An 11,039-nucleotide genomic window follows, 5' to 3' on the forward strand; every position below is an offset into this window, starting at 1 on the left:
GCCCCGAACGCAGCACGGCCCGCCGAGGCGGGCCGTGGCCGGGGCGGGCGTACGGATCAACCGCGGGAACTGCGGCGTCCGACCTTGCCCTGCAGGTACTTGAGCGGATCGACGGGGCGACCGTTGGCGTGCACCTCGAGGTGCACGTGGTTGCCGGTCGAGCGGCCGGTCGAGCCGACCTTGGCCAGCACGTCGCCGGCGCGCACCAGGTCGCCCACCTTCACCAGGTTGCGGCTGTTGTGGCCGTAGAGCGTGGTGTAGCCGTTGCCGTGGTCGACCTCGACGACGTTGCCGTAGCCGCTGCGACGGCCGACGAAGCTGACCACGCCTTCGGCGACGGCGAGCACGTCGGAGTTGTAGGGGCTGGCGAAATCCACGCCCATGTGCCGCGAGAGGCCGCCGCCGAACGGGTCGGCGCGACCGCCGAAGCCGGAGGAGATGTAGCCGCGCGCCACGGGCCAGCGACTGGGCATCTGGTTCTGGGCGAGGTCGCGGTCCACCAGCAGCGTCTCGAGCAGGTCGAGCTGCGAGCCGGAGGCCGAGAGTTCGCCCGACAGCGCATCGAGCTGGCCGAGCAGCTCGTCCCTGGCGATCGCGCGCTGCGGCGCCTCGGCGCCGCCCTGGCCGCTGGGTTCGGTGAAGTCGAACTCACCGTCGTCGATCTTGCCGATCCGGGTCAGGCGCTCGCCGAGCGCGTTGAGGCGGTTCGCCTGCGCCTGCAGCTCGCCGACCCGTGCGGCCAGTGCGTTGACCTCGCGCTGCGCCGCGTTCTGCGCATCCGCCAGCTCGGCCTGCTGCGCGTCGATCCGCGCCTGCATCTCGGCCACGCGCCGCGCCTGCGCGCCGCCCTGCACCAGCATCCCGAGGCCGACCCCGAGCCCCAACAGCAGCGCGAGCGCGCCGCCTGCGGCGATCTGCACGCGCCGCTCGCCCAGCGAGAACTTCTTGGGCGTCCTGAAGCGTTTCGATACGATGATGAAGTTCATTATGTCCAGACAGTCCGCACATCGTGGTGTCCCGCCGCCCGCGACACCGGCCGCACCGCGCCGGCCGCTGGACGCGGCTGGCGGGACGGAACTCGGGCCGCTGATCGCGCGCGCCCGTGAACTGGACGAACTCGATCGACGACTGCGTGGTTGCCTGCCCACTCCCCTGGCGGACCATTGCCGGCTGGGCAACGTCCGCGACGACAGGCTCGTGTTCCTCGTCACCTCGGCAACATGGAGCACAACTCTGAGGCTGCATGCCGACGAGATCCTCTCGGCGGCGCAGGCGCTCGGCCTACCGGGCCGCATACTGGCCGTGAAGATCGTGTCGAAGCAACCCGTTGACGTTAAGCAAAAACCGTGCTTGCCACTTTCGGGATTCGCGCGCGAGTCGCTCAAGGCGGCGGCGGCAGGTGTGTCCGACCCGGGGCTCAAGGCACAGCTCCTGAAGCTGTCCGAGGTGCCCTGACGCGGGTCGTGCCCGCTCGGGTGGTGCCAGGCGCCCGTGGGTGGTGGGGCGCCGTGGTCGGGGCAGTCTAGAGGATCGCCCAACGAAAAACCGGCGCTCGCGGCGCCGGTTCCTCGTGAAGATTCAGTGCAGCGACAGGCTCAGATGGCCTGCGCCGGATGCGCGTAGGAAATCGGCGCCACCGCCGCGGCGTCCTCGAAGGTCACCTCTTCCCAGGCGCTGCGGTCGGCCAGGAGGGCGCGCAGCAGCTGGTTGTTGAGGCCATGGCCGGACTTGTGCCCGTAGAAGGCGCCGATCAGGCTGCGCCCCATCAGGTACAGGTCGCCGACCGCATCGAGGATCTTGTGCTTGACGAACTCGTCCTCGTAGCGGAGGCCGTCCTCGTTGAGCACGCGGTAGTCGTCGAGCACGATCGCGTTGTCCATCGAGCCGCCGAGCGCCAGGTTGCGTTCGCGCAGGAACTCGATGTCCTTCATGAAACCGAAGGTGCGTGCGCGGCTGACTTCCTTGATGAAGGAGGTCGTGGAGAAGTTGATCTCGGCCTGCGAGGTCGACTTGGTGAACACCGGATGCGCGAAGTCGATCGACAGGCCCACCTTGAAGCCGTCGAACGGTTCGAAGCGTGCCCACTTGTCCTCGTTCTCGTCGCGGACCTCGATCGGCTTGAGGATGCGGGCGAAGCGCTTGGGCGCCTTCTGCTCCTCGATCCCGGCCGACTGCAGCAGGAACACGAACGGGCCCGCCGAGCCGTCCATGATCGGCACCTCGGCCGTGGACAGGTCGACATAGGCGTTGTCGATGCCGAGGCCGGCCATGGCCGACATCAGGTGCTCGATGGTCATCACCCGCACGCCGTCCTGGACCAACGCGGTGCACAGGCTGGTGTAGCCGACGAGGTCGGCGCGACCGGGAATCTCCACCGGCGGATCGAAATCGGTGCGGCGGAAGACGATGCCGGTGTCCGGGGCGGCCGGGCGCAGGGTCATGAAGACCTTCTCGCCGCTGTGCAGGCCCACGCCGGTCGCGCGGATCGTGTTCTTGAGGGTGCGTTGTCTGACCATGGAGTGCGCTCTCCGCATCGGAGCGTCAGCAAGAACGCGATGTTAACACGCGCTCGACTGAACCTCCGCGAAAACGCCGGGATTGCCCGCATCAGCAGAACAATCCCGGAAGCATTCTCAGCTGGCATCGCCGGCTGGTGGGCCGGATGTTACAAAAGAGTTAACGCCACCGCCACAGTGGTGTCACCCGTTTCCAAGCGTTCAGTCGGCCTGACGACGCAGGAACGCCGGAATGTCGAGATAGGCGTGCTTGCTGTCCTCGCCCGACGCCGCCGGGGCGGGCGATGCGGCCGGCGCCGCCGGGGCCTCGGCGCGGGCACGCAGGCCCATGTGCGGCGGCTGCTGCCCGGCCACGGCGTTGGCCATGTTCATGTTCGGGTACTCCACCGCCCCGGTGGTGGCGTTGCGGACCAGCTTGACCTGGGCGCGCTGCGGCTCCTTCTCCGGCGTGCGCACCGGCTGCCGCGCGACGTTGCGGTTGAGGCCGGTGGCGACCACGGTGACGCGCACCTCGTCCTGCATGTCCGGGTCGAGCACGGTGCCGATCACCACGGTCGCGTCCTCGGCGGCGAACTCCTCCACCGTGCGGCCGACCTCGTCGAACTCGGCCATGGTGAAGTCGGGACCGGCGGTGATGTTGACCAGGATGCCGTTGGCGCCCTGCAGGTTGACGTCGTCGAGCAGCGGGTTCTGGATCGCGGCCTCGGCGGCGGCCTGGGCGCGGTCGTCGCCGCGGGCCGAGCCGGTGCCCATCATCGCCAGGCCCATCTCGCTCATCACCGTGCGCACGTCGGCGAAGTCGACGTTGATCAGGCCCGGGCGCACGATCAGGTCGGCAATGCCCTGCACCGCACCCTGCAGCACGTCGTTGGCGGCGCGGAAGGCCTGGATCATGGTGGCGTTGCGGCCGAGCACGGTGATCAGCTTCTCGTTCGGCACCGTGATCAGCGAATCGCAGTGCTGCGACAGCTCCTCGATGCCCTTGAGCGCCACCTGCATGCGGCGGCGGCCCTCGAACGGGAACGGCTTGGTCACCACCGCGACGGTGAGGATGCCCATCTCCTTGGCGAGCTGGGCCACCACCGGCGCCGCGCCGGTGCCGGTGCCGCCGCCCATGCCGGCGGTGATGAACACCATGTCGGCGCCGGTCAGCGCCTCGATCAGGCGCTCGCGATCCTCGAGAGCGGCCTGGCGGCCGACCTCGGGATTGGCGCCCGCGCCCAGGCCCTTGGTGACGTGGGCGCCGAGCTGCAGCTGCAGCTTGGAGCCGTTGCTCTTGATCGCCTGCGAATCGGTGTTGGCGGTGATGAACTCGACGCCCTCGATCGCGCTGTTGACCATGTGCGCGACCGCGTTGCCGCCGCCGCCGCCGACGCCGATGACCTTGATCACCGCGTTGGGGGCGATGTGTTCGACCAGTTCGAAATGTGCCATGTGGATGTCCTCCGGAGACTTTGATGCCGATGAATGCCGAATGCGTTGCCGTCGTTGTTTTCGTATGTGCCGCTGGGTCCCTCTCCACGCGCGCCAGGTGACGCCGCGCGCGTGCGCATCGCGAACTAGAACTCCCCGCGATACCAATTCCTGAGCTTGTTCCAGAGCGTCCCGGCGCGACCGGTGGGCACCACCGGCCGCCGCGGATGCTCGATCTGCGATCCCCACAGCAGCAGGCCGACGCCGGTGGCGTGCACCGGGTTTCCCACCACTTCCCCAAGCCCGCTGACGTGCTGCGGGATGCCGACGCGAACCGGCATGTGCAGCATCTCCTCGGCGAGCTCGACCACGCCCTCCATCTTCGAGGCGCCGCCGGTGAGCACGAGGCCGGCGCGCACCAGCTCCTCGAAGCCGGAGCGGCGCAGTTCCGCCTGCACCATCTCGAAGATCTCCTCGTAGCGGTTCTGCACCGCCTCGGCCAGCGCCTGGCGGGCCAGGCGCCGCGGCGCACGGTCGCCCACGCTCGGCACCTGGATCGACTCCTCGGCGGTCGCCAGCTGCGCCAGCGCACAGGCGTAGCGGACCTTGATCTGTTCCGCCTCCGGGGTCGGGGTACGCAGCAGGTGGGCGATGTCGTTGGTGACCTGGTCGCCGGCGATCGGCAGCGAGGCCGAGTGCCGGATCGCGCCCTGCACGAACACCGCGATGTCGGTGGTGCCGGCGCCGATGTCGACCAGCACCACGCCCAGCTCCTTCTCGTCGGCGGTCAGCACCGCGGTCGACGAGGCCAGCGAAGCCAGGATCAGGTCGTCCACCTGCAGGCCGCAGCGCTGCACGCACTTGGTCACGTTCTGGGAGGCGCTCAACGCGCCGGTCACCAGGTGCGCGCGCACCTCCAGGCGCACGCCCGACATGCCGACCGGATTGCGGATGCCCTCCTGCGAGTTGTCGACGATGTACTCCTGCGCGAGCGCGTGGATGATCTTCTGGTCGGCCGGGATCGCCACCGCCTTGGCCGCGTCGAGCACGCGGTCGAGGTCGGCCCAGGTCACCTCGCCGTCGCGGATCGGCACGATGCCCGGCGAGTTACGGCACTGGGTGTGGCCGCCCGACATCGAGGCGTAGACCGAGCGGATCTCGCAGCCGGCCATCAGCTCGGCCTCCTCGATCGCGCGCTGGATCGACTGCACTGTCGACTCGATGTCGACCACCACGCCGCGCTTGAGCCCGCGCGACTCGTGGCTGCCGATGCCGATGACCTCGATCGGGTTGCCGGGCGAGTACTCGCCCACCAGCGCCACCACCTTGGAGGTGCCGATATCCAGTCCGACGATCAGCGACTTGTCGCCCTTGCGGTTCATGTGCGTGCCTGTGCGTGCATGGGAGTCCCGGGCCGCGTGCGGGCGGCGACGCGCGGGGACGGATCGAGCGCGGCGCCGGCGGCACCGGGCGCCTCGGGTTCGGCATCGCCCCAAACGAGGGCGAAGCCGTTGGTGTAGCGGAGGTCGGCGCGCAGCAGCGGGCGTCGTTCGGCGGCCACCACGTGCGGCAGCAGCCTGGCGAAGCGGGTCATGCGCGCCTCGGGCTCGGTGCGCCCGAGCACCACCTCGGTGCCGCCGTCGAGGGCGAGCGTCCAGCTGCCGCGCGCGCTGAGGTCGACGCGCTCCAGGCGCCGGCCGCTGCCGGCGAACAGCGGCGCCGCGGCCTTGAACAGGCCGACCACCTCGGCCACGCGCGACTGCGGGCCGTGCAGCTGCGGCAGGCCGTCGGGAATCGCGCTGTCGCCCGGGGTGGCGAACAGCCGCCCCTGTTCGGACAGCAGCTGGTCCTCGCCCCAGCGCGCGAACGGCCGGTGCTCGCTGATGGCAACTTCCAGCACGTCCGGCCAGCGCTTGCGCACCGCGACGGTCTCGACCCAGGGCAGGCCCGCCACCGCGACCCGCACCTCGAGCGGATCCACGCCGAAGAAGCCGCCGTCGGCGTGCGGCAGCACCGCGCCGCGCACCTGCTCCTCGCTGACCCGCTCGAACGCGCCGGTGACCAGCAGCCGCCGCATCGGCCAGCGGTCGCCCGCGATCCAGCCGTTGAGCACCGCCACGATGGGCAGGGCCACGAGCGCGATCGCGAGCGTCCAGGCGACGAGGCGGACGAGGGCGTTCATGGCTGGGCCTCGGGCGGAGAGGCGGGAATCGGGAATCGGGAATCGGGACCCGAGGCGCTGCACCGGCTCACCGCGCGCGGCGATACGGCCGCGCCGACGCGTGAGGTCGGAGCGAACTCCTGGGTGTCCACGCGGGCCAGCAGGTCCCGGTTCCCGACTCCCGATTCCCGCGGCATCGACCCGAGGTTCACGTCCGCACCTCCCCGGTCAGCGCGGTCTCCAGCACCGCCCAGCACAGATCCTCGAACCCGATGCCGACCGCGCGCGCGGCCTTGGGTACCAGGGAGTGGCTGGTCATGCCCGGCGCGGTGTTGACCTCGAGCAGCCAGTCGCGGCCGTCGCGATCGCGCATGATGTCGACCCGCCCCCAGCCGCTGCAGCCGGCGGCGCGGAAGGCGGCGAGCGCGAGCTCGCGCATCGAGGCTTCCGCGGCGCCGTCGAGGCCGGGGCAGAGATAGGTGGTGTCCTCCGCCACGTACTTGGCGTGGTAGTCGTAGTAGGCGCCGGCGGGGACGATGCGGATGCTCGGCAGCGCGGCGTCGCCGAGGATGCCGACGGTGTATTCGCCGGCATCGGCGCCGTCGGTCTCGATCAGCTGTTCCATCAGCAGCTCGCCGGGGTAGCGCGCGGCCAGCGCCATCGCTTCGTCGAGGTCGGCATCGTCGAACACGCGGCTGACGCCGACGCTGGAGCCCTCGCAGGCCGGCTTGACGATCACCGGCAGGCCGAGCTCGCGCGCAGCGGCGTGGACGTCGTCGCCCGGCGCCAGGCGCACGTAGCGCGGCGTGCGCAGGCCCAGCGCCAGCCACACCTGCTTGGTGCGGATCTTGTCCATCGACAGCGCCGAGCCGAGCACGCCGGAGCCGGTGTAGGGCACGCCGAGCGCGTCGAGCAGGCCCTGCAGCACGCCGTCCTCGCCGCCGCCGTGGCTGCCGTGCAGCACGTTGAAGACGCGGTCGACGCGCCCGGCACGGATCGCCTCGATCAGCGCCGGCACGCCGTCGACGGCGTGCGCGTCGATGCCGCGCGCCTGCAGCGCGGCCAGCACGTTGCGGCCGGAGTCGAGCGACACCTCGCGCTCGCTGGAGGTCCCGCCCATCAGCACCGCGACGCGGCCGAAGGCGCGGGGGTCGGTGACGCGGCTCATGCCCTGGCTCCCTTGAATCCGGTGGTGGCCAGTTCCGCGGCGACCTGGCCGATGTCGCCCGCGCCCATCACCAGCAGGAGGTCGCCGTCGGCGAGCACGTCGGGCAGCAGCGCCGGCAGCTCGGCGGCGGGGCCGACCAGCACCGGATCGAGGCGCCCGCGCGAGCGGATCGCGCGCGCCAGCGCCTTGGCGTCGGCATTGGCGATCGGCGCCTCGCCGGCGGGATAGACGTCGGTCAGCACCACCGCGTCGGCGCTGGAGAGCACCGCGGCGAAGTCGTCGAGCAGGTCGCGGGTGCGCGAATAGCGGTGCGGCTGGAAGGCCACCACCAGGCGCCGGTCCGGCCAGCCGCCGCGCGCGGCGGCGAACACCGCGGCCAGTTCGCGCGGATGGTGGCCGTAGTCGTCGACGACCAGCGCGCTGCCACGGCCGAAGGCGATCTCGCCCAGCGCGTTGAAGCGCCGGCCCACGCCCTGGAAACCCTCCAGCGCCCGCGCGATCGCGGCGGCGTCGACGCCGAGCTGCCAGCCGATCGCGGCCGCGGCCAGTGCGTTGAGCACGTTGTGGCGGCCCGGCATGTTGAGGGTGACGTCGACGCACTCCGACTCCGGCAGGCACAGCCGGAAGCGGGTGCGGCCGCCTTCCGGCGAGACGTGCTCGGCGCGGACGTCGGCGACGTCGGCCAGGCCGTAGGTCATCATGTGCCGCGGCATCGCCGCGGCCAGCTCGGCGACCTCCGGGTCGTCGATGCACAGCACCGCCAGGCCGTAGAACGGCAGCCGGTGCAGGAATTCGGAGAAGGCCGCACGCACCCGGCCGAAGTCGCCGCCGTAGTTCTCGAGGTGGTCGGCATCGATGTTGGTGACCACCGCGATCAGCGGGTTCAGGCGCAGGAAGCTGCCGTCGCTCTCGTCGGCCTCGGCCACCAACCACTGTCCGGTGCCCAGGCGCGCGTTGGCGCCGGCCGACAGCAGCTGACCGCCGATGACGAAGGTCGGGTCGATGCCGCCTTCCGAGAGCACGCTGGCGATCAGGCTGGTGGTCGTGGTCTTGCCGTGGGTGCCGGCCACCGCGATGCCGCGGCGGAACCGCATCAGCTCGGCCAGCATCTCCGCGCGCGGCACCACCGGGATGCGCTGCGTGCGTGCAGCGATGAGCTCCGGGTTGTCCTGGCGGATCGCGCTGGAGATCACCACCACGTCGGCGTCGCCCAGGTGCTCCGGCGCGTGGCCGCGCTCGACCCGCGCACCCAGCGATGCGAGGCGCCGGGTCACCCGGTTGTCGGCCATGTCCGAACCCGAGACCACGTAGCCCAGGGTGCACAGCACCTCGGCGATGCCGCTCATGCCGGCGCCGCCGATGCCGATGAAGTGCACGCGCGAATGCGCGCGGGCGAGATCGCCGGTCTGCTGCAGGCGCCGGTTCATGCGCTCGCCTCCGCCAGCACGACGTCGGCCACGGCGTCGGCGGCATCGGGCCGCGCGAGCGCGCGCGCAGCATTGGCCATGCGCCGGGCGATCGCGCGGTCGGCCAGCAGCTCCGCCAGCGTGCCGGCCAGCCGGGTCTCGAAGTTCTCGCCCTGCGGCAGCAGCCGTGCCGCGCCGCGCTCGACCAGGTATTCGGCGTTCCGGGTCTGGTGGTCGTCGACCGCGGCCGGGAACGGCACCAGCACGCTGCCGACGCCGGCGGCGCACAGCTCGGCCAGGGTCAGCGCGCCGGCGCGGCAGACGACCAGGTCGGCCCAGGCATAGGCCGCGGCCATGTCGGCAATGAAGGGCTCGACCGCGGCCGGCACGTCCGCCTCCGCGTACGCCGAACGCGCCTCGTCGGCAAGCTTCTCGCCGCACTGGTGGCGCACCTCGACCTCGACCCGCGCACCCAGCGCCGCCAGCGCGCGTGGCACGCCGGTGTTGAGCGCGCGCGCGCCCTGGCTGCCGCCGAGCACGAGCAGCCGCAGGCGCCCGTCGCGGGTGGCGAAGCGTTCGGCCGGCGGCGCGATCGCGGCGATCTCGGCACGCACCGGATTGCCCACCGGCTCTTCCTTCACCGCGCCGCCGAAGCTGTCGGGGAACCCGGTCAGCACGCGCCGGGCCAGGCGCGACAGGGTGCGGTTGGTGACGCCGGGCGCGCGGTTCTGTTCGTGCACGACGAGCGGCCGGCGCAGCAGCCACGCGGCCAGGCCGCCGGGGCCGGCCGCGAAGCCGCCGAAGCTGATCACCGCGCGCGGGCGCCGCGCGCGCAGCAGCGCGAGCGCCTGCGCCAGCGCACGACCGAGCTTCAGCGGTGCGGCGACGAGCGTCGCCGCGCCCTTGCCGCGGATGCCGCCGATGGCCAGCGTCTCGATCTCGATGCCGCGCGTCGGGACCAGCCGCGTCTCCATGCCGCCGGCCGCGCCGAGCCACAGCACCGGCACGCCGCGGGCCTGCAGGGCCTGGGCGACCGCCAGTCCCGGGAAGATGTGGCCGCCGGTGCCGCCGGCGAGGATCAGCACGGGACCGCTCATGCGCCACCTCCCCACACCGGCGCGACGCGCGCGCGGCCGGTGCGCAGCGGCACCGGCGGCTGCGCGTCGGCCTCGTCCGCGGGCGCCGCGTCCTCGACCACGGCCTCGCCGCGCCGCAGCGCGACCTGGCGCGCGGCGCGCTCGACCTCGTAGCTCACCCGCAGCAGCAGGCCGATCGCCACGCAGGTCATCAGCACGCTGGAGCCGCCGGAGGAGATCAGCGGCAGGGTCAGGCCCTTGGTCGGCAGCAGGCCGAGGTTGACCCCGATCGACACGAAGCTCTGCAGGCTCAGGCAGGTAGCCACGCCGAAGGCGACGTAGGCCGAGAACAGCCGGCGCATCTCGATCGCGCGCAGGCCGATCGCGAACGCGCGCCAGGTCAGCAGCGCGAACAGCCCCACGACCAGCACCACGCCGGCGAAGCCGAGCTCCTCGGCGATCACCGCCATGATGAAGTCGGTGTGCGCCTCCGGCAGGTAGAACAGCTTCTGCACGCTGGCGCCCAGACCCACGCCGAACCACTCGCCGCGGCCGACCGCGATCAGCGCCTGGGTGAGCTGAAAGCCGTCGCGGAACGGGTCTTCCCAGGGATTGAGGAACGAGGTCAGGCGGCGCACGCGGTAGGGCTCGGCCACCGCCACCAGCGCGATCGCCGGGATCGCCACCAGCACCGGCGCGAACAGGCGCGGGATGCTCGCCCCGCCCAGCAGCAGCATGCAGCCGGCCACGCACACCAGCAGCATCGCCGAGCCGAAGTCCGGCTGCGCCAGCAGCAGCACGACCATGGCGCCGGCCACGCCCAGCGGCTTCAGCACCGCGACCCAGCGCCGCTGCAGCGCATCGCGGTAGCGCACCAGGTAGCTCGACAGCCACACGATGAACAGGATCTTGGTCGCCTCGACGGTCTGGAAGTTGGAGATGCCGAGGTCGATCCAGCGCCGCGCGCCGTTGACCGTCTTGCCCAGGCCCGGCATGAACACCACCAGCAGCGCGAGGAAGCCGAGCAGCAGCGCGAGGTGCGCGTTCTGCTCGATCACCTTGAGCTCGGTGCGCATCACGATCGCGGCCAGCACCAGCCCGCCCGCCAGGAACACCAGATGGCGGACGAAGAAGTAGAACGGCCCCACGTCGAGGCCCTCGGCGATCGCGATCGAGCTGGAGCCGACCATGACCACGCCGAGGCTCGCGATCGCCAGCACGATCGCGACCAGCGCGGGGTCGAAGCGGCCGCGGATCTCGTCGGCGCGCATGGCCTGGTTGGCGGCGGCGTCGTGCATC

10 protein-coding genes are annotated in these 11,039 nt (G+C 71.6%); 1 reads left to right on the plus strand and 9 read right to left on the minus strand.

The genetic code is table 11. From position 1 onward, the window contains the following. Positions 1–56: 56 nt before the first annotated feature. The gene (locus tag KB893_RS11395; RefSeq protein WP_213173721.1) at positions 57–986 is read right to left on the minus strand and encodes a M23 family metallopeptidase; all 930 of its coding nucleotides are present in this window, start codon (positions 984–986) and stop codon (positions 57–59) included. Between KB893_RS11395 and KB893_RS11400 the strand changes: the two genes are divergently transcribed. Then, positions 973–1,455 carry a DciA family protein gene (locus tag KB893_RS11400; protein WP_213173722.1) on the plus strand — a complete coding sequence of 161 codons (483 nt, stop codon included), beginning with the start codon at positions 973–975 and terminating at the stop codon, positions 1,453–1,455. The two genes, KB893_RS11395 and KB893_RS11400, sit on opposite strands and share 14 nt — an antisense overlap. 140 nt (positions 1,456–1,595) lie before the next feature. On the opposite strand, the gene lpxC is transcribed toward KB893_RS11400, so the two are convergent. The 8 genes from lpxC to ftsW form a co-directional block, all read right to left on the minus strand. Further along, on the minus strand, positions 1,596–2,516 hold the full coding sequence (gene lpxC, locus KB893_RS11405) for a UDP-3-O-acyl-N-acetylglucosamine deacetylase (protein WP_211927725.1): 921 nt from the start codon (positions 2,514–2,516) through the stop codon (positions 1,596–1,598). A gap of 201 nt (positions 2,517–2,717) precedes the next feature. Then, positions 2,718–3,950 (minus strand): cell division protein FtsZ, encoded by a 1,233-nt coding sequence (ftsZ, locus tag KB893_RS11410; protein WP_211927726.1) that lies wholly within the window; start codon positions 3,948–3,950, stop codon positions 2,718–2,720. Between the two features lie 125 nt (positions 3,951–4,075). Continuing rightward, a complete protein-coding gene (ftsA, locus tag KB893_RS11415) occupies positions 4,076–5,311 on the minus strand; it encodes a cell division protein FtsA (protein ID WP_211927727.1) in 1,236 nt (411 codons plus the stop codon). Beyond that, positions 5,308–6,111, minus strand: a complete 804-nt coding sequence (locus tag KB893_RS11420) for a cell division protein FtsQ/DivIB (protein WP_211927728.1) — start codon at positions 6,109–6,111, stop codon at positions 5,308–5,310. Before KB893_RS11420 ends, ftsA begins: the two co-directional genes overlap by 4 nt. 187 nt (positions 6,112–6,298) lie before the next feature. After that, positions 6,299–7,258, minus strand: a complete 960-nt coding sequence (locus KB893_RS11425) for a D-alanine--D-alanine ligase (RefSeq protein WP_213173723.1) — start codon at positions 7,256–7,258, stop codon at positions 6,299–6,301. Then, positions 7,255–8,685 (minus strand): UDP-N-acetylmuramate--L-alanine ligase, encoded by a 1,431-nt coding sequence (murC, locus tag KB893_RS11430; protein WP_211927017.1) that lies wholly within the window; start codon positions 8,683–8,685, stop codon positions 7,255–7,257. Before murC ends, KB893_RS11425 begins: the two co-directional genes overlap by 4 nt. After that, the gene (gene murG, locus KB893_RS11435; RefSeq protein WP_211927018.1) at positions 8,682–9,761 is read right to left on the minus strand and encodes an undecaprenyldiphospho-muramoylpentapeptide beta-N-acetylglucosaminyltransferase; all 1,080 of its coding nucleotides are present in this window, start codon (positions 9,759–9,761) and stop codon (positions 8,682–8,684) included. The genes murC and murG overlap by 4 nt, the downstream gene beginning before the upstream one ends. Next, positions 9,758–11,038: a putative lipid II flippase FtsW gene (gene ftsW, locus KB893_RS11440; protein WP_211927019.1), complete on the minus strand. Its 1,281-nt coding sequence runs from the start codon at positions 11,036–11,038 to the stop codon at positions 9,758–9,760. The genes murG and ftsW overlap by 4 nt, the downstream gene beginning before the upstream one ends. Position 11,039: the final 1 nt, after the last annotated feature.

The organism is Coralloluteibacterium stylophorae (assembly GCF_018122625.2).
GTDB classification, from domain to species: Bacteria; Pseudomonadota; Gammaproteobacteria; order Xanthomonadales; family Xanthomonadaceae; genus Coralloluteibacterium; species Coralloluteibacterium stylophorae.